This is a genomic window from Geitlerinema sp. CS-897 (assembly GCF_028368005.1).
GTDB classification, from domain to species: Bacteria; Cyanobacteriota; Cyanobacteriia; order Cyanobacteriales; family Geitlerinemataceae; genus Baaleninema; species Baaleninema simplex.
Window position 1 is genome coordinate 1 of sequence record NZ_JAQNCQ010000294.1, and the last position, 19,181, is coordinate 19,181.

Annotated in this window: 17 protein-coding genes and 1 tRNA gene; 8 read left to right on the forward strand and 10 right to left on the reverse strand. The window is 51.6% G+C overall.

The window, feature by feature from the left end; genetic code table 11:
- Positions 1–138: 138 nt before the first annotated feature.
- On the reverse strand, positions 139–336 hold the full coding sequence (locus tag POG22_RS18405) for a hypothetical protein (RefSeq protein ID WP_017663244.1): 198 nt from the start codon (positions 334–336) through the stop codon (positions 139–141).
- Between the two features lie 371 nt (positions 337–707).
- On the opposite strand from POG22_RS18405, the gene glyA reads away from it, so the two are divergent.
- Positions 708–1,991: a serine hydroxymethyltransferase gene (gene glyA / locus POG22_RS18410; protein ID WP_063719586.1), complete on the forward strand. Its 1,284-nt coding sequence runs from the start codon at positions 708–710 to the stop codon at positions 1,989–1,991.
- Positions 1,992–2,163: 172 nt separating this feature from the next.
- Positions 2,164–3,225: a glycosyltransferase family 4 protein gene (locus tag POG22_RS18415; protein WP_063719587.1), complete on the forward strand. Its 1,062-nt coding sequence runs from the start codon at positions 2,164–2,166 to the stop codon at positions 3,223–3,225.
- Between the two features lie 9 nt (positions 3,226–3,234).
- Here the strand turns inward: POG22_RS18415 and POG22_RS18420 are convergent.
- From POG22_RS18420 to POG22_RS18435, 4 genes are all read right to left on the reverse strand, one after another.
- Positions 3,235–3,306, reverse strand: a tRNA-Cys gene (locus tag POG22_RS18420).
- A gap of 41 nt (positions 3,307–3,347) precedes the next feature.
- A complete protein-coding gene (gene cofG / locus POG22_RS18425; RefSeq protein ID WP_498906745.1) occupies positions 3,348–4,358 on the reverse strand; it encodes a 7,8-didemethyl-8-hydroxy-5-deazariboflavin synthase subunit CofG in 1,011 nt (336 codons plus the stop codon).
- Positions 4,359–4,421: 63 nt separating this feature from the next.
- Positions 4,422–5,489: a CAF17-like 4Fe-4S cluster assembly/insertion protein YgfZ gene (gene ygfZ / locus POG22_RS18430; protein ID WP_498906746.1), complete on the reverse strand. Its 1,068-nt coding sequence runs from the start codon at positions 5,487–5,489 to the stop codon at positions 4,422–4,424.
- A 126-nt stretch (positions 5,490–5,615) separates the two neighbouring features.
- Complete coding sequence (locus tag POG22_RS18435) at positions 5,616–8,978, reverse strand: HEAT repeat domain-containing protein (protein WP_498906747.1); 3,363 nt, start codon at positions 8,976–8,978, stop codon at positions 5,616–5,618.
- A 29-nt stretch (positions 8,979–9,007) separates the two neighbouring features.
- On the opposite strand from POG22_RS18435, the gene POG22_RS18440 reads away from it, so the two are divergent.
- The gene (locus POG22_RS18440; protein WP_498906748.1) at positions 9,008–9,136 is read left to right on the forward strand and encodes a hypothetical protein; all 129 of its coding nucleotides are present in this window, start codon (positions 9,008–9,010) and stop codon (positions 9,134–9,136) included.
- A gap of 103 nt (positions 9,137–9,239) precedes the next feature.
- Here POG22_RS18440 and POG22_RS18445 read toward each other — a convergent pair whose 3' ends face one another.
- The 4 genes from POG22_RS18445 to POG22_RS18460 form a co-directional block, all read right to left on the reverse strand.
- The gene (locus POG22_RS18445) at positions 9,240–9,611 is read right to left on the reverse strand and encodes a hypothetical protein (protein ID WP_063719591.1); all 372 of its coding nucleotides are present in this window, start codon (positions 9,609–9,611) and stop codon (positions 9,240–9,242) included.
- A gap of 268 nt (positions 9,612–9,879) precedes the next feature.
- On the reverse strand, positions 9,880–10,680 hold the full coding sequence (locus POG22_RS18450) for a hypothetical protein (protein ID WP_498906749.1): 801 nt from the start codon (positions 10,678–10,680) through the stop codon (positions 9,880–9,882).
- Positions 10,681–10,936: 256 nt separating this feature from the next.
- Entirely contained in the window at positions 10,937–12,334 is a 1,398-nt protein-coding gene (gene argH / locus POG22_RS18455) for an argininosuccinate lyase (RefSeq protein ID WP_498906750.1), read from the reverse strand.
- A gap of 72 nt (positions 12,335–12,406) precedes the next feature.
- Positions 12,407–13,822: a PP2C family protein-serine/threonine phosphatase gene (locus POG22_RS18460; protein WP_498906751.1), complete on the reverse strand. Its 1,416-nt coding sequence runs from the start codon at positions 13,820–13,822 to the stop codon at positions 12,407–12,409.
- 334 nt (positions 13,823–14,156) lie between these two features.
- Between POG22_RS18460 and speB the strand changes: the two genes are divergently transcribed.
- The 5 genes from speB (at position 14,157) to POG22_RS18485 (ending at position 18,382) form a co-directional block, all read left to right on the forward strand.
- Complete coding sequence (gene speB, locus POG22_RS18465) at positions 14,157–15,131, forward strand: agmatinase (protein WP_498906764.1); 975 nt, start codon at positions 14,157–14,159, stop codon at positions 15,129–15,131.
- Positions 15,132–15,141: 10 nt separating this feature from the next.
- A complete protein-coding gene (locus POG22_RS18470; protein WP_498906752.1) occupies positions 15,142–15,687 on the forward strand; it encodes a thioredoxin family protein in 546 nt (181 codons plus the stop codon).
- A gap of 193 nt (positions 15,688–15,880) precedes the next feature.
- Positions 15,881–16,609, forward strand: coding sequence for a uridine monophosphate kinase (pyrH, locus tag POG22_RS18475; RefSeq protein WP_498906753.1), 729 nt, complete (start codon positions 15,881–15,883; stop codon positions 16,607–16,609).
- Positions 16,599–17,144, forward strand: a complete 546-nt coding sequence (gene frr, locus POG22_RS18480) for a ribosome recycling factor (RefSeq protein ID WP_498906754.1) — start codon at positions 16,599–16,601, stop codon at positions 17,142–17,144. Before pyrH ends, frr begins: the two co-directional genes overlap by 11 nt.
- A gap of 110 nt (positions 17,145–17,254) precedes the next feature.
- On the forward strand, positions 17,255–18,382 hold the full coding sequence (locus POG22_RS18485) for a geranylgeranyl reductase family protein (RefSeq protein WP_498906755.1): 1,128 nt from the start codon (positions 17,255–17,257) through the stop codon (positions 18,380–18,382).
- Between the two features lie 77 nt (positions 18,383–18,459).
- Here POG22_RS18485 and POG22_RS18490 read toward each other — a convergent pair whose 3' ends face one another.
- Complete coding sequence (locus tag POG22_RS18490) at positions 18,460–19,098, reverse strand: L-threonylcarbamoyladenylate synthase (protein ID WP_017663259.1); 639 nt, start codon at positions 19,096–19,098, stop codon at positions 18,460–18,462.
- Positions 19,099–19,181: the final 83 nt, after the last annotated feature.

A 19,181-nucleotide genomic window follows, 5' to 3' on the forward strand; every position in this document is an offset into this window, starting at 1 on the left:
AGCTTCCCCATTAAATCGGCCATCGCCGACGAAAATGCAAGGTTTTTGAGCGTCTCGATGGGAAAACCTTGCACTAGCGGGTCAAAAAAATCCTCAAAACCCTTTCCGGGTCTGCATTTCAGTTTTATACAGCAAGCCCTAGTTAATATTGGCGATCGAAAATCCCATCACGCACTCGTATCGGTTGGGATGTTTATCAGTGAGCTTCCCGACGGCGTGTCCGCAATCGAGTTTTCCGTGATGCCAACGAGGTTGTCCGTTGCGATCGGCGAGCAAACAACCTTGGCACACTTGACAGGGGGGAAGCACTCGATCCTCCATCAGAACGACTAGCATTTCTGCAACACCTCCAAGAATTGCCTAAATTGCCCTATTTCCATTGTAGACGCAGTGTTTCAGTCACCAGTCGCCAGTCACCAGTCACCAGTGAAGACAGTTGATGGTTGATAGGGAATCGGGAACAGGGAATCGGGAACGGGGAACAGTTTCTTCCCGATCTCCCTTGTCTCCGCTGCTCCATTGCTCCCCCTTCTTCCCCGCGACGCCCAAACGCGGTAAGATAAGAAATTTGGAGGCGTTGAGAAGGTTGGAGAGTTTCGATCGCTCCAAACTGGTTCTCTGCAAGATCTCAACCCCGAATTTTTGTCTCGATCGCACTGTCTCGTCCGCAACACCTTCCTCTGCCCAACCGTCAGATACCCTAAACTATGACTCAGACGAACTTAGACTTCCTCGCTACCACCGATCCCGCCGTCTCCGATCTCATCGGACGCGAACTCCAACGCCAACGGGATCACCTCGAACTCATTGCCAGCGAAAACTTCACCTCGGCCGCCGTTCTCGCCGCCCAGGGATCGGTACTGACGAACAAATACGCCGAAGGACTGCCGAAAAAACGCTACTACGGCGGTTGCGAATTTATCGACGGTATCGAACAACTGGCGATCGATCGCGCGAAAGAACTCTTCGGAGCCGCCCACGCCAGCGTTCAACCCCACTCCGGCGCCCAAGCCAACTTCGCCGTTTTCCTCGCTCTCCTCAAACCCGGCGACACCATCATGGGGATGGACTTGTCGCACGGCGGACACCTGACTCACGGCTCTCCCGTCAACGTTTCGGGGAAATGGTTTAACGTCCAACACTACGGCGTCAGCCAGGAAACCGAACAACTCGACTACGATCGCATTCGCGAACTAGCCTTAGAACACCGCCCCAAACTCATCATCTGCGGTTACTCGGCGTACCCGCGCACCATTCACTTCGATAAATTCCGTGAAATTGCGGACGAAGTGGGAGCGTACCTCCTCGCCGACATCGCCCACATCGCAGGGTTAGTCGCCACTGGACATCACCCCAACCCCATCCCCTACTGCGATGTCGTCACCACCACCACCCACAAAACCCTGCGCGGACCTCGCGGCGGCTTGATTTTGACTCGCGACGCCGATTTGGGTAAAAAATTCGACAAAGCGGTGTTCCCCGGTAGCCAAGGCGGTCCTCTCGAACACGTTATCGCCGGAAAAGCCGTGGCCTTTGGCGAAGCCCTGAAACCCGAATTCAAAACCTATTCCGCCCGAGTCATCGAAAACGCCAAAGCGATGGCGACTCAACTGCAAAATCGCGGGTTAAAAATCGTTTCAGATGGCACCGACAACCATTTAATGTTGCTAGACTTGAGATCGATCGGCATGACGGGTAAGAAGGCCGACGCCCTCGTTAGCGACATCCACATTACTGCCAACAAAAACACCGTTCCCTTCGATCCCGAATCGCCGTTCGTGACGAGCGGCCTGCGTCTGGGATCGCCTGCGATGACCACTCGGGGCATGGGCAGCGAAGAATTTACCGAAATCGCGAACATTATCGCCGATCGCCTGTCGAACCCCGAAGACGACGCGATCGCCCAACAGTGCCGCCAGCGGGTCGCTACCTTATGCGAGCGATTCCCGTTGTATCCACATTTACGGATTCCGGTTGCGGCTCTAGCGTAACCTAGATTCTCGCGATAACAGAGTTGTCGGGCAGTCTTGCGGGCTGCCCTTTTTTTGTCGCGAATTCGCCGCGAAAACGCCCACGTCCGAATTTTGAAGTCTATTTTTTTATAGCGCGATCTGCCTCGATCGCGGTACACTAAAGCGCGATCTCGTCCCCCCAACATTTCAGATGCCCCAACATCTGTATCACGTTCTCGCATTCCTAGTCTCGGCCGCTGTCGTTCTCGTTACAACGCCCATCGTCAAAGCGATCGGAGTGCGAAGCGGGCGAGTCGATCTCCCCGGCGATCGCAAAGTTCACGATCGCCCGATGGTTCGTTTGGGCGGCGTTTCGATTTTTCTCGGAACCCTCATCGCCCTGCTCCTCGTTTGGAGACTCGGGGGATTTATCGATACAGACGGACAAATTCTCGATCCCGCCACAGAATACGAAATTTGGGGCGTTACCATCGGCGGCTTATTCTTTTTCCTCATCGGCTTGGCGGACGACTTGTTCAGCCTCTCCCCCGTCACCCGTCTGTTACTGCAAGTTCTCGTTTCCAGTTTAGTCTGGTCGATTTGCGGCGTTCGCATCGAGTTTTTGTCGATCCCCTTCATGGGCGTTGTAGAACTCGCCGATGCGGTGAGTTTGCCCGTCACGGTAATCTGGTTGGTGGGCATGACGAACGCGATCAACTGGATCGACGGCTTAGACGGCTTAGCTGCGGGCGTCTCGGGAATTGCAGCGGTCGTCATGCTGGTGGTGAGTTTGTTTATGCAGCAACCCGCCGCCGCCTTAATCGCCGCCGCCTTAGCTGGTGGAGCGTTGGGATTTCTTCGCTATAACTTCAATCCCGCCCAGATTTTTATGGGAGACGGGGGAGCGTACTATCTCGGTTTTACGCTGGCGGGAGTCGGCGCGATCGGATTGGTAAAAACCACGGCAGTCACGGCGGTATTGCTACCGTATATTATTCTGGCGGTTCCCATTTTCGATATGTCGGCGGTCATCGTCGATCGCGTTCGCAACGGAATTTCGCCCTTCGCCGCAGACAAGCGACACCTCCACCACCGCTTGCTCGATGCGGGGTTGTCTCACCGTCTCACAGTACTGTTTATTTATGCGTTGACGCTGTGGGTGGGCGGTTTGGCGTTGGCGTTCGCGGGACTCCCCAGCGGACAAGCCTATGCGTTAGGCGCAACGTCGTTACTCGGATATGCTGTCTGGAAAGCCCGACAACACGCGAGATGAAGAACAAAAAGGGGACACCCGGATTCGAACCGGGGGATGGGAGATTTGCAGTCTCCTGCCTTACCGCTTGGCTATGTCCCCAAGACAATAACCTTCTCATTATAGCACATTTGCATGGAGTGTCAACCCGAAAAAATTGGATCGGCGAGATGCGATCGCCACCTCTCCACCTGTACCCGCAACCTCGGTGACAGCCACTCGTCGAACTGCGGATAAACCGGAAGTCGCCGCTGTAACTGCCACTGGGCGGGATCGAGAATTTCCCGCAAGGCGCGATCGTGGGAGTGAGGATAATCTGGGTTCACTTCGTCTCGCGGTCCGATTCCGCCCAAATCTCGCGCCCCCGCCTCGAGACAATCTAGGAGAATTTCGGGAGTTTGCACCAAATTCGGCGGAATTTGAATCGTCACCTCGTCGGGTAAAATCTCTCTCGCCAACGCCACCACCCGAGGGAGTTGCGCCGCCTCAAACGCCGTTCCAGCCTCCGCTTGCTGGGTTCCAATGCTGTGAGGCTGCAAAATGACTTCTTGAATATGTCCCCAGCGACGCTGAATCCGGGCGATTTCTTCTAACGTTTCTCGCCAATCTTCGGGGGTTTCGCCAATTCCCAACAGTAAACCCGTGGTAAAGGGAATTTTTAGACTTCCCGCCTGTTCGAGTTGCTGAATTCGCAATTCCGGGCGTTTGCTGGGGGCGTTTCGGTGAACGGTGTCGAGGAGTTTGGGCGTTATCTGTTCCAACATCAACCCCATCGAGACGTTGACGATTTTCAACATCGCCATTTCCTCGAGTGTCAGAGGTCCGACGTTGGTATGGGGGAGAAATCCCAGCGATAAGCCTAATTCGCACAAGTCGTAAATTCGTTCAAACCAGGTTTTTCGCCGGGGATGGTTGGGGTGAACTTCGCCGCTGAGAATCAGCAGTTCGATCGCCCCACTTTCGCGAAGTGAAATTAAAATCTCTTTTCCCCGTTCTAAACTCATCCACTCGTCGCTTCCGGGTTCGACGCGAAAGTTGCAGTAACTGCAACGGTTGAAACATTCGTAGGTGGGAACTAAGGTATAAGCGGGGCTGTAGGTGATGGGAATTTGAGAGGGGGAGAGGGGGAGATGGGGAGAGGGGGAGAAAGACATTTTCAGCCAACAGCGAACAGCAAACTGTGAAAACGGCGATCGGGTTACAGTGTCTTTATCTCATCACCCGATCGCCTCGGCTAGATATCCTCGGGAGAGAAAGGGTACGTCTACCACCTCGGCGATCGCATCGCCAATGGTGACGGATAAGCCTTTTCCTCCGGCTTTAGTTCGGATGTAGCCTAAACCCACGTACCCGTCTTCGGTAGACACGATACTGGTGAGTTTTCCGATTTTTGAATCTTCTAAGGTAATTGGCGTTCCGGGTTCGGCGGCGGAATTCAGACGCAATCCCCAAAGTTGCTGTTTGACGCCTTTGTAGGTGTTGAGACGGGCGATGGTTTCTTGTCCGATGTAACAGCCTTTGTCAAAGGAGATGGTATGCCACAATCCCGCTTCTAAAGGATTGTAATCGTCGGTGAGTTCGGCGTCGGGGGCGGGGCGTCCTCGTTCGATGCGAAGGCGGTTCCAGAGGGTTTCGCCGAGGGGAGTCGCACCGGCGTCGTACAGTGTTTTCCAAAGTTCGGCGGCGGCGTCGGCGTTGCAGATGAGGGTGTAGCCGGGAAGGGCTAAGCCGCTTCCGGCGGCGATGCGGATTTCGTGGGTGTTGAGGGTGACGAGGCGGTGGGTTGCGGGGGAAATGTCGTCGGAGATCCCCAGTTTTTGGAGGAGCGATCGACTCTCTTCGCCAATGAGGGTCAAACAGGCGGTGTCGTCGGTGCGATCGCTCAATTCGACTTTATCGGCGGGGAAGATGTAGCGATCGAGCAGTTTCATGAGAGTTTCGCGACGACTGGGGGAAACGAGGAGTAATAGGGCGTCGTCGGTGATGTAGGCGGTGGCGAGATCGAGGGTTCTCGCGGTGTTGGTGAGGAAGACGGTATCGCACGCTTCACCGGGTTGGCGCGAGTTGAATTCGTTGGTACTTTGGTTGTGAACGAAACGCAGGCGATCGCCCTGTGTCAGTTGTAAGCGTCCCCAAGCGGTGCGATCGTACAGTGCGACACCGGTTCTCGCGGCGTTGAGGGCGTCGGCGTCGTTTCCGAAACTCAAAGGTGCCTCGACTCCCGGCGCAATTTCGCCGAATTTCGCTCCTAATGCGGTTTGGATCTCCCGTAAAGCCTGATTCATGACAAGTCGTAGCCGAGTTGAATACGGATTTGTCTTATTAGCTTAATCGGAAGGAGACAGGGGAGACAAGGAAAGTGCGGTAAACTGCCCCCTGTCTTTAGTGCGATCGTTCTGAAGTGTTCTGAATTATTGGAGAAGAGCCTGTTTTTCGCGAAAGAGTTCGTGGCGATAGTATCCACAGCGTTGTTGAATGGCCGCCAACATCTCGAACAAGCTACTGTTCGAGAAAAGGAGATCGGTATGCTGGTTAATTTCCGGAAGATGGTATCCTTTCGCACATTTCCTAAGCGCGTTAGAAGCACTTTCAAATATCTCGAAGTCTTCTTCCTCTAGTGAATAAGTCAAAACGCTAGCTGCTGCGTCACCTCCAACATTTCCTAACGCCTCAGCCACTCGATCTCGGGAATAAAAGCCTTTATCTCTCGATAATCCTTCTTCATCTTTAAATAAATCGATAAGAGCCTCTACAGCAGCATCACTACCGATATTTTCTAGCGCTTTAATTGAAGATTCAAAAACATCGCAACAATAATCATATGAACTTTCATCTTCACAATCTAAGCAAGTCTCTTCATCATGCAGTGCGCGAACGATTGCAGAAACAGCCCGATTGTCACCAATTTTTCCCAATACTTCAATAAGATCGCTGCGAAGGTATTGATAATCGTCAAGATCGAGAAAGTCAAGAAAAGAAGAAACGACTCGATCGTCCCCAATATTTCCTAATTTCTTGATAATTTCTCTACATAAGTAGCTGTTTTCCGCATCAAATGCACGATTGAGGTCATCAATTAAGTCAGAAATCGATCGATTGTCTTGATTTTTTTCTTCACGATTGAGAGAGCTGAGTAGAGAATCGGCTGTTGAGTTTTCACGAATTTCTCCTAATGCCAAAGCAACATTGCGACGAACTTGACTATCTTCATGGTTTAAAGCTGTAGTGAGAGTCTCGATCGCTGCTTTGTTTTTGACTTCTCTTAAGGCTCTGATAGCAACTTGACGATCTTCGGACTTTTTATTGTTGCAGATGTCGAGTAGAACGTTTACAGCTTCCTGACTGCCAATTTTCGCCAAAGCGTTGATGACAACTTTACGAAATTTCGCGTCTTCTTCATTGAGTGCGTTAATGAGATCGGGAACCGCTATATCACTACCGATATCACCTAATGTAGAAGCAGCTTCTTTTCGTAAAATATCATCTTTAAACCCGAATCGAATACACTCCTTCACATACAGCGCCTCTTGCCCAAAAATAGAAGTGTCAAGGCTATTTACTCTTTCTAAAAGATTTCTATCGTTGAGAATTCTAACAAGAGACGGAATAGCCGACTCATTACCCATCTTTCCTAAAGTAGAAACAATCGCCCAATGCAATACATAGGGACCTCTTTTTAAAAACTCTTGAAATGCTTTCTCTAAAGTCATTTCTTGGTGAAAATCAGGAAGGATTGGATACTGGAGTTTATCGACTAGCTGAGGAACGACAGAATCGCTGCCAATTTTCTGCAAGGCTTCAATGACACAAAGTTTATCGACATAGGAGCTTTCACGATCGAGCAGATCTAAAAGGATAGGAATCGCTGATTTAGCATAAGAATTTCCTAATTGTTTTAAAATTTGGTTGCGAAGTCCAAAGAAAATATTTTCATAATTCAAGAATTCACATAAAGCGTTGACAGCCAGTTGGCTCTCAATTTTTCCTAACACTGAAATCGTTGAGTCTATAATAGTAGAGTTATTCGTTAGATCGATATCTTCCTGAAATTTAATATTGAAAATTTGTATCAAGGTATTCACAGCAGCCGAACTTCCGATATTCCCTAAAGCACTCAGAGCCACCCAACAATCCTGTAGAACCACTTTACGATCGCGAGTTGCTGTCAATTTCGTTTCCCAATTGAGTACTGCATCCAAGAGAGGAGGAATTGCCGCATGACTTTCAATGTTTTCGATCGCCGACTTCGCCACTTCTTTCACCACGTCTTTACGAACCCGATCTGGAGCTGGCAACATTTCAAGGAGAGTTCGTGTTTCAGCTTCACCCGCTCGACGTGCGAGCTTTTGCAAGGATTTAACCACCGCTTCGCGACTCCGGGAACTCCATTGTGGGCTATCTAGCGTTTCATTGAGAGCCAAAATAGAAGCGTTCGAGCTAATCTCTCCTAAAGCTAAAGCCGCACGTCCGCTTACATTTAAAGATTGACTGTTGAGGTAATCTTGTAGAAAGGGAACCGCAGCAACCGATTTTGTTGTTTTCAGCAGCTCGATCGAACCCTCTGACGAACATTCCCACTCGGCGATCGATCTCACGATTTGCGCTTGAAACGGCTCCCGAACCGCTCCCGCTAACCGCGCCCCCAACATCCAATCTACCTGCACGAACGCCAACCACACTACTCGCACCGCCAGCGCCTCATCCTCCAGCAATCCCAACGCCAGCACCATTGGCTCCGTCCATTTGAGAAAATTGAGATAATCCCGCGTCAGCACCTCATCGCTCAAATGCGGCAACCGCTCTAACAAGACTTCGGCGGCGAAATACGACTGTAACAGTGAATGGCGAAACTCAATTTGTCCATCTACCGGTTCTCGTAACAGGCGATGGCGTAAAAAACGATTCAGCCAAGATGTCGCTGCTTCCTGGGATTCCGAAACTCCCACTTCTCTGAAACATTCCGCGAATCCAATCAAAACTTGCTGGCGAGACATCACCCTCGTTCGCGCCGTCAGTCCATCTCCTTCGAGGCTTTGAGATGCCAACTGCTTCAACAGTCGATTCCCAGCTTCCCGCTCCGACTCGTCTGTTTGTTCGTCATCGTAACGTGCGAAAGCTCGCAACATCTGCCCGAGATTTTCGGGAACGGCGCGGAGTCGATCGAATGCGACACAGAGCATTTGCAATTGCAGCGGCGTTTCGGCGAACTCCTGCGATCGCCCGTACAATTGGGGCAACAACTGCGCCGCAATTTCAGGAAAATATTCCTCAATAAAATCGCTCGCCTGGGACGTTCTGAGCCGTTGTACCGTCAGCTTTTTCTCGATGCCAAACTCTCTCTGAGTCGGGAAATCCTGCATCGCCAACACCGTCGGCATGGTGTGATATCGATCGAGAAATTCCCACAAATCCTGTTGCGCTGCTTCCGTTGGTAACGCCTCCACGTCGTCGAACAGCAGGAAAAACCGCCCCGCTTGCAACTGCTGTGTCAGTTCCTCCACTGACAGAGATAGGCCATGTCGCGCCAATTCTCCCAGCAGCAAATCGATGACAGACTCGCGATACAGCCGTAACTTCACCAATACGGGAATTTTGACCGTCGAGTCGGTATTCTCCCGCGCAGTTTCAGCTAACTCCAGCAACAGGCGCACGAGTGCCGTGGACTTTCCCGATCCCGGCGCACCGCACAGTAAAACGCGATCGCGAGCGTAGGCTCGCAATGCCTCTGACAAATCCAACAACCGAGCTTTCGGACTGCGATCGGAGGCTTGCACTTTCAACTCGAGATTCAGCCAAGACTCTTGTGACGGTTGTGCCTCTCGATCGCGCCTGGCTAAATCCACGAGCGCGTCACGCTCCCACCAGCGATCGAACTCCCGTTCGATGGAATTCAGGTAGCTTTGCCAGTCCGTCACGGCACTTCTCCTGTTAGATCTCGAAAAATCGATGTTTCTATTTTAGAGGGAAGAGAAGATCTGAAAAACCGCGATCGCCAGGTTTAAGTCCCCAGTGAAGACAGAAATAACTGCTTGTCCTTACTCTTCCCCAAACACCCCTCGAGCGATCGCTTTGGCTTTTTCGTCGAGACGTTCCCAGTCAATTTCGTTTCCGTCAAACAGGCTGGTATCGATTTCGACTTCCTGGGTTTCGTTGGGGGTGTGAGTGGGTTGATAGTCGAGGAAGCACACTTGATAGCAGAGTTCCCAAATATCGATAGTTTTCTCGGAACCGTTGCGTTCTAATCGCAATTGATACCCCGGAATCGGAACTTGGATTTCGTGATACGTCCCTTTCCACGACGATTGTTCGAGAAGTTTTCGTAAATTGTCGAGAATGCGAATTAAGGCAGGTTGCATGAGGGCTTGTGCTTGATGCCACGCCAGTTGGCTGGTAAATTTGGGTTTCATATCCTTGTAAATTGAAGGCAATAAATATCATTGTTCGATCGCGAGTTGGTACGGCTGTCGATCGTCTCAAACGCTCGGTCAATATTGCGATCGATTATTCGGAATCCCACCCATCCTCCCCGCGAGTTCGGGGAGGTGCCGGAGGACGTTCGGCGAGGCGTTCGGCGAGGCGTTCGACGATCGCTCAGCCGAGAGTCGCGCTCAGTTGAGGCGCGGAGGAGTCATGCTACGAAATTGAGAAGCACCTTCGAGAATTCAGATCGGCACTTTAGTTAGGATAAAGAACTTCCGTTCCAGCAATCTCTCCAAAAATTTGTTGAGAGAGATCCCAAACTTCAGTATCTTCAAACAAAGAGCGATAATTCGCATTATTTTGCATTGCTTTCCATCGCTCAAAAACTTTCATTTTGGATGCTTTTTTAGCAAATTCAAACCGATCGAAGGAACTTCCCGTTCCTTTCCCTTCTTTACCTACAACTTTTTGTAGTGTTTCTTCTTGATAAGACAGCTCTAAGTCCGATGCAATTTTTATTCGGTAATCTCTGTCAGTCACCCAACGATTATAGTTAATGAGAACTTTAGGTTGGCTTAAGTAAGACGTAATTCCCAAAAACTCGCGAGCATGTTCTTTCCAAACTTTAACAAATTCAGAAGGAGTACTTTGTCCGTATTGGTAAGAGGGATGTCCCATAACAAAACCCGTTTTCAATTCATCTAATCCTTGGTTCCAGACTTGCTTTAAACGGCTTGCAAATAAATTAAACGGATCTCGAAGGAGCAATACATTGAAACGTTTACGAGATTTTCCAAAATAATTATCGTGTTCTTTTTCTAAAAAATTCTGACTCATTTCGGAAAGAGATCTGTTTTCGTGGCTGCGAAGTAAGATTTGCTTCTTTCTAAAAAATATTTTTTTAGGACAATTGGCGACATTATTCCAGTAGTCTACAGGATGAGGACTCATGCCAATTATCCAATCGATCGCTGCATGATTTCCACTACGAGCCATGCCATGAAAGCAAATTTCAATTTCGTTAACGATTAGAAAGAACGGTACGATTGTGTTCATTTGCGTATTTACATTTTTTCAAAACAATGTCTATGTCTGTTTTTTTATATTTAATAATGAGCGATCGCTTGCCAGAGATACTGAAAATTAAAGTATTCATAAATTTTCGAGAAAATATTTTCGATCTTTTAGATCTTTAAAGATCTAATTTATGGCATTGTTTTTTTGCTCGATCTTATTTTGTTTTTTATAATTTAGATCGAGCTTTGAACGATTGAAAAAAATAGCTTAAGAGCGATCTTGTCATCGATCTCGTCTAATTCACCTCCTCTAAATTCATTAGTTCTCGTGCAACGTTTAACGCCTCGCGAACTCTGTCAAACCCAGTTCCGCCGAAGCTGTTTCGGGCAGAAATCACCTGTTGCGGCGCGATCGCATCGTAAATATCCGCCTCGAATTTCGGATGCAAGTCTTGCCATTCTTCTAGCGTCAAGTCTTTGAGTAACTTATCCGACGCTAAACAGGTACGAACCACTTTTCCAACTAGGTTATAAGCTTCGCGGAAGGGAACCCCTTTCGCCGCCAAGTAATCGGCGACATCAGTGGCGTTGGAGAAATCTTCGGCGACGGCGTCTTCAAGGCGTTGGCGGCGAAATTCTAACCCCTCGCGAAACAGAATCGTCATTGATTCTAAGCAACCGCTGACAGTTTTTACGGCGTCGAAGAGGGCTTCTTTATCTTCCTGTAAATCCTTGTTGTACGCCAAAGGCAGGGATTTCATTAACACTAACATTCCCTGCAAATGTCCGAAGACGCGCCCAGTTTTTCCGCGAACCAGTTCGGGAATGTCGGGGTTTTTCTTCTGGGGCATAATGCTCGAACCTGTCGAACAGTTATCTTTTAACTGAACGAAATTGAATTCTTGCGACGCCCAGAGAATCACTTCTTCAGAAAGGCGACTCAAATGCACCATAATTAAACTGGCAGCGTTGAGGAATTCTACGGCGAAGTCGCGATCGCTCACGCCGTCTAAGCTGTTAGCGTAGGGGCGATCGAATCCCAGGAGTTCGGCGGTATAGTGGCGATCGATAGGAAATGTCGTTCCGGCTAACGCCCCGCATCCTAACGGCGAAACGTTGACTCGCTGGTAGATTTCCCCCAACCGTTCCCAATCTCGCTGGAACATCTCGAAATAGGCGAGGAGGTGATGGGCGAGACTGAGAGGCTGAGCGCGTTGTAGGTGTGTATAGCCGGGAATGGGCGTCTCGACGTGGTTCTCGGCTAAGTTGACCAGAACGGCTTGAAAATCTCGCAAATATTGGCGAATTTTCGTAATTTTATCCCGCAGGTACAGCCGGGTATCGGTTCCCACTTGATCGTTGCGCGATCGCGCGGTGTGGAGTTTTTTTCCGGCATCGCCAACGAGTTCTGTTAATCTTCGCTCGACAGCAAAATGTACGTCTTCGGCATCGATTCCAGGCTTGAATTCACCGTTTCGATATTCTTGACGAATTTGCTCGAGTCCCGAAACAAGGTTTTCTTTATCTTCTTCCGAAATAATTCCTGTTTTTGCCAACATTTTGGCGTGGGCGATCGATCCCGTCAAATCGTACTCGATCAGTTCGATGTCGAAACCGATACTGGCGTTAAAACGAGCGATCGTCGGATCGAGAGCAGTTTCAAATCGTTGGCTCCACGTATTTGGATTAGTCATAAGAACGAGGAATTAAACGGTTAAAAAACAGACAGGAAGAAGGAAAAAAGAAAAAAGAAAAAAGAAAAACGATTATGACGGTTCGTTTTTTTGTAACACAACTAGCGTCATATCGTCGTCGTTGGACTTGTGGGGGCCGATAAACTCGTGGACGCGATCGAACATATAATTTAAGATCTCTTCTGGAGTTTGGCGACGCTGACAGATGGTGTGAAACGCCTCCACTAAATTTTCTTCATCGAAGCGATCGCCGTGTTGGTTTGAGGCTTCAGTAAAGCCATCCGTATAAAACAAAATCGTATCGCCGTCTTCTAACACGACGCTGTCTTCTTCGTACTCCGTTTCCGCATCCAACCCCACTAACATTCCCCAGGTATCCAACCGAGACATTTCGTCCGTTTTCGACGTCCACAGTAACGGTGGATTGTGAGCGGCGTTGCTGTAGGACAAGGTTTCCGTTTTCGGGTCGTACTCCGAATAGAATAACGTGACGAAACGGTGGGAATTTTCCAAATCCGCGTACATGGCACGGTTGAGATGTTGTAGAATCCGCGCGGGAGAATGTTGGTTCAACGCCTCCGATCGCAGCATTCCCCGCGTCAGGGTCATGATCAACCCAGCCGGAACCCCTTTTCCCATCACGTCGCCGATCGCGATTCCCCAACGTCCTCGTCCCGACGCTTCCGAGCGACGCGATCGCACCAAATCGTGACTCGTGGGAATAAAATCGTAATAATCGCCCCCGACACGGTTGGCAGTTTGACATCGCGCCGCCAGTCGAATTCCCTGAATCTCGGGACATTGACTCGGAAGCAAGCGCAACTGAATTTCCGCTCCGATTTCCAACTCGCGATCGAGCCGTTGTTTCTGTCGCAACTCCGCCGCCAGTTCGTCGTTGACGATCGCCACCGCCGTTTGATCGGCCACCAGTTGCACCAACTTACGCCGCGTTTCCGTCCATCGGTAATTGGGATCGCAACTAAAAACGTACAGCCGTCCCCGTTCCTTATCTTGAATCGAAATCGGCGTTCCGAACAAGCGCAACTCTTCTCCTAAATACTGAGCCACTCGTTCGTCGAGTTCTCCCGGCGTCGCACCTTCGGGTTCTAGCTGTCGCGTTACCGTCTCGATAGCGCGGCGCATATCCGTACAGGACTGGCCTTCTTGGCAGTGTAACCGTTGCAGGCGGATCTGACCGTCGGGTTTGAACAGGATCAGCGCACCTCCTTCAGCATCGGTTACGCGACTGGCGACTAAAGGAATCAGTTCGAGAAATTGATTGAGATTGTTAAAACTTCGCAGCGCGAACCCCAGAGAACTTAACAAATCTTGTGTTTTGTTTTGTTCCCGGTGCAATCGCGCCACTAACGCTTTGAGTGCAAACACGGGAGTCGGCTCGGAAGGTGGAGTCGGCTCGTTCGGTGTGGCAGGCTGTAACGACACAGACACAGCAGGTAAGGGATTTAAATCGGTTCGCTCGGGTGACATATCACAGCGAGCTGCCTTCTTGACAGGTTCGCCAAATCCTTGTTAACAGAATTTTTTAACAAAATTTTCGGGGCGTCCGGTGCGCCGCAACTCGAGACATTTCGCTCGAAGAACGAAATCCCAGTACGGAACTCGGACGGGACGACAAAGAATGCAGGTTTAGGGTTAGTATCGCAAAAGTGTACGGTGTTTGGATGAAATTAGCAATAAACTTTGGCAGTTGGCAACCGTCGCGCGATCGCCGCTTCCGAACGTCGCGACTTCCTCGATAATAGATTGGCGTCTAGCGTGGAAATCCAACGAAACTGTGCCTCAGTCTATACCTCGACCTGAAATGCTTCCGTTTATCGGTGAAGAAGTCGATGTGGGTTACGATAACGCCCGAGTCGTGATTTTACCAATTCCCTACGAAGCTACTACCACATATCGCGTCGGATGTCAACATGGGCCGGCAGCGTTGTTAGCGGCTTCAGATCAGTTGGAATATTACGATGTGGAACTGGGGCGCGAAACCTGTTTCGAGGTGGGAATTCACACCCACGCTCCCATCGCCGACACTCGCCAGGGAGCGGTCTCTGAAGTCGAGATGCTCGCAGCAGTCCGAGAGGCGATCGCCCGCTGCGTCAACGATGGTAAATTCGTCGTCAGCATCGGCGGCGAACACAGCATCACCGCAGGCGTCGTGGCAGGATACCGTCAAGCATTGGGGGACGATCCCTTTACTGTCGTGCAAATCGACGCTCACGGGGATTTACGCACCGAATACGAAGGCTCTCGCTACAACCACGCCTGCGTCATGCACCGGGTGTTAGAACTCGGCTGTCCCTCGTTACCCGTCGGCATTCGCAGTATCTGCCGCGAAGAAGCCGAACTGATCCGAGCGCGAAACATTCCAGTATTTTGGGACGACGACATCGCAGGCGATCCCAACTGGATCGATCGCGCGATCGACTGCATTGGCACCGAAAAGGTGTTTCTCACAGTCGATCTCGACGGACTCGATCCGAGCTTAGTACCGGGAGTGGGAACGCCGCAACCCGGAGGTCTCGGCTGGCACACTACCCTCGAATTTTTACGTCGCCTGTGTCGCGATCGCACCCTCATCGGCGCCGATATCATGGAACTATGTCCCGTCGCCGACTCTGTGGTATCGGAATTTACGGCAGCAAAATTGACCTATAAAATAGTGGGGTATCGCGAAATTGCGCGATCCCGACAGGGTGCATCCATCGAGAAAACGCCGTTAACTTCTACGCCAAACCCTCCGAACCAAAGTTCGGGGGAACCGTTCGAGCGCAAGACAGGTTGAAAAAACGTCTATGAGCGTCACAGGAACAGCCGTCGGGAATTACGCCCCCGACTTCGAGCTTCCCGGAACCCGAGGCGAGGTTCACCATCTCGCCCGCTATCTCGACACCCACCCGGCCGTCGTGGTGGTCTTTTTAGGAAACACTTGTCCCCACAGCCGCACCTATTTCGAGCGCCTCAAACAACTCCAAACCGACTATCGCGATCGCCGAGTGACCCTCATCGGCATCAACGCCAACGATTCCGAACAAAGCCAGGGCGATCGCTTTGATGACATGAAAGCCCTCGTCGAAGACGTTCGACTGAACTTTCCCTATTTGCGAGACGTGACTCAAGAAGTGGCTCAAAGTTTCGGAGCCAGCGTCACCCCCGAAGCCTTTCTCGTCGATCGCCATGGAGTCGTCCGCTATCACGGTTGCATCGACGACAACCCCGACAACCCACAGGCGATCGCCAACCCCTATCTTCAAACAGCTCTCGAGCGCCTCCTACAAAACCAACCCATCGATCCCGTCAGTACCCCACCCGTTGGCTGTCCCATCGTCTGGCGAAGCTAGAAAGAGAGGGGGAAAAGGGGAGAGGGGGAGAAACTGTCAACTGTTGCCACTGGTGACTGGCGACTGGTGACTGGTGACTGGTGACTGGTGACTGGCGACTGGTGACTGGTGACTGGCGACGGTTCGTCTCTCTTCCTCCCCTCAACACCTCGACCTGGTATAGTTGGAGGCGGTTCACTAGGGGAAGTAGGACATGGGAACGGCTTACCGACGAATACTACTCAAGTTAAGCGGTGAAGCATTAATGGGCAACCTGGGATATGGTATCGATCCCGTGGTGGTTCAAGACATCGCTCAGGAAGTCGCCGACGTCGTGGCAGAAGGCATAGAAGTGGCGATCGTCGTTGGAGGCGGAAACATCTTTCGCGGCATCAAAGCAGCCTCGGCGGGAATGGATCGCGCCACCGCCGATTACATCGGCATGATCGCGACGGTGATGAACGCGATGACCCTACAAGACGCCCTCGAACAAATTGGCGTTCCGACCCGCGTACAAACCGCGATCGCCATGCAGGAAGTGGCAGAACCCTACATTCGCCGCCGCGCCATGCGCCATCTCGAAAAAGGTCGCGTCGTGGTGTTCGGCGCGGGTTCGGGCAATCCCTTCTTTACCACCGACACCACAGCCGCACTGCGGGCGGCCGAAATCGATGCCGAAGCGATTTTCAAAGCCACAAAAGTCGATGGCATCTACGATCGCGATCCCACGGTCGATCCCGACGCTCACCTCTACCAAAGTTTGACGTACGCCCACGTCTTATCGAACGACTTGCGGGTGATGGACAGTACGGCGATCGCTTTATGTAAAGAGAACAATATCCCTATCATAGTGTTTAACCTATCCAAACACGGGAACATCCGTCGCGCCCTGACGGGCGAACCCGTTGGAACGATTGTAGGAGGATCTTGCGATGTTAACTGATGTAGAAGATCGAATGCAGAAAGCGGTTGAGGCAACGCAACGGGCGTTCAATACCGTTCGCACCGGCCGCGCCAACGCTTCGCTGCTCGATCGCGTCATGGTGGACTACTACAACACCCCCACCCCCCTAAAGAGCCTCGCCAGCATCAGTACCCCAGACGCCAGTACGATTATGATTCAACCCTTCGACCCCAGCAGCTTGGCAGGGGTCGAAAAGGCGATTTCCACCTCGGACGTGGGGTTGGTGCCGAACAACGACGGAAAAGTCATTCGCTTGAACGTTCCGCCGCTGACGAGCGAACGCCGTCAGGAATTCGTCAAAATGGCGTCGAAATACGCCGAAGAGGGCAAAGTCTCGATTCGTAACATTCGACGCGACGCCGTCGACGACGTGCGGAAACAGGAAAAAAACAGCGACATCTCCGAAGACGAGTCTCGCGACTTGCAAGACGAGATTCAAAAACTCACGGACAAATATACGGAGAAAATTGACAAACTCTTGGCTGCTAAAGAGAAAGATATTACTACCGTGTAAGTCGGCCTGAGTAGGCAGCTCTGAAAATCTGTGCTAGGGTTGCGTCCGTCAGGGTTTGCGCGTAATTGCCAGACTAATTGAACTTTGACGGATTTCAAGAAAAACACTCGATGACCGAACTCTACGATTGCATCGTTATCGGTGCAGGACCCGCTGGCGGTTCGGCCGCCTATCACCTCGCCAAACAGGGGCGATCGGTACTCGTCCTCGACAAGCAGCCTCAGCCGAGATATCGCCCTTGTGCCGGGGGCGTGTCCCCGGCGGTGGCGCAGTGGTTCGACTTCGATTTCTCCCCCGCCATTTCGCGGAAGGTGAAGACGGTTCGTTACACCTGGAAGTACGACGACCCGGTCGTCGTCGAACTCGAAACCCACGAGCCGATGTGGATGGTTCGACGCGATCGCTTCGACGATTTCTTAATCGCGCAGGCTAAGTCTCAAGGGGCCAGACTGCGGGACGGGACGACGGTAACGGGAATTCGCTTCGAGAGCGATCGCGTGTGGGTCGAAACGGACACCGAGCCGGTCGCCGGTCGCTATCTCATCGCGGCAGACGGCTCGAACGGCGTCTGTGCTAAATGGCTCAAGCTCAAAACCCCGAAAACGCGATCGGCAGCCACGTTAGAAGTGACGATGGAACCTTCGGCAGAAGCTCCCATCGATTTCGCCTTCGGACAGGTGAAAAACGGCTTTATCTGGCAGTTTCCCAAAGCAGACGGCGTTTCGGTTTCCACGAGTACGTTTATCGGGGGGAACGGCAAAAACCTCTCGAAAACCCTCTCGGAATACGCCGATCGCGTCGGACTTCCCGCCGAAAACCGCCAAATTACCGAAGGAGCGGTCTTGTTGTGGGACGGCGATCGCCAGCTCCACAGCCAAAATGCCCTGCTCGCTGGCGAAGCAGCGGGATTCGTCGATCCCCTCACCGCTGAAGGCATCCGCCCATCGATGTTTAGTGGTCTCAAAGCCGCCGAAGCGATCGATCTCGCCTTGTCTGGCGATACCGACGCACTCGAAGGCTACACGCAAACGGTTCGCGACAGTTGGGGGGCTGACATGACCTGGGCGTCGCGGTTGGCCGGCGCCCTCTACCGCTTTCCCGGCCTCGCCTACAAAGTCGCCATCAAACAACCCATCGCCACCCAGATCATGCTGAAAATCCTCTGCGGCGAACTTCGTTATTCCGACGTAGCCGACCGAGCCATCCGCAAACTCAGCGGCGGTCTCATGGGACGGTAAGGATAGTTAACAGAAAACCGCAAACGGGTAAACAGTATCTCCCTCGTTCCCTCACCTCACTGCTGCCAGCGCGATCGTCACTTCCGCATATGGGATGGAAGTTCCACATTCGGAACGATGGGACGCAAATCGTCAACGGACACCGGGCCGTATTTGAGGATAGTCGGACGATCGAGGGTGCAATCGACCATCGTTCCACCTCGACCGTACTTGGACGAACCGCCATCGACAATAAAGGACACGCGATCGCCAAACAGTTGTACGGCTGCCCGACAGTTCGTCGCTTTTAGGTCAGACGAGATGCTAGCAGAGGCGCAGGCGAGGGGAAACGGACTTTCGCCGACAAGCTGATAGATGAATTCGTCGGGACAGCAAACGAGGAGCGAGTCGAAGCCTGCCGTGACGCCTTCGGGGGCTTCATCCGTTTTGGGTAAAACCAAAGTCACGGGATAGGGAAATTTCGCGATTAACGCTCTGGCGTCGGCATTGGGGCGAGCAAAGCGATCGATCGTATCCAAGCGAGCGAACAACGCCAAAGGCTCGGAAGACGATTGCTGTTTGAGTTGGCGAATCCGAGCGATCGCACCCATGTCTGAGGCATTACCGACCAGGGCATAAGTCGTCGCAGTCGGTAAAAGGACGACCTCTCCCCCTTGGAGTCGGTGCAAAATTTCAGGAATTAAACGGACACTAAGTTTCGGGTTTCGAGCGGACATCCGACAACCTCACTAGCAATAATCTCGAAAACAATCTGTTGTCCTCGATACCGTTTATGCTACCAGGCAGTCACCAGTCACCA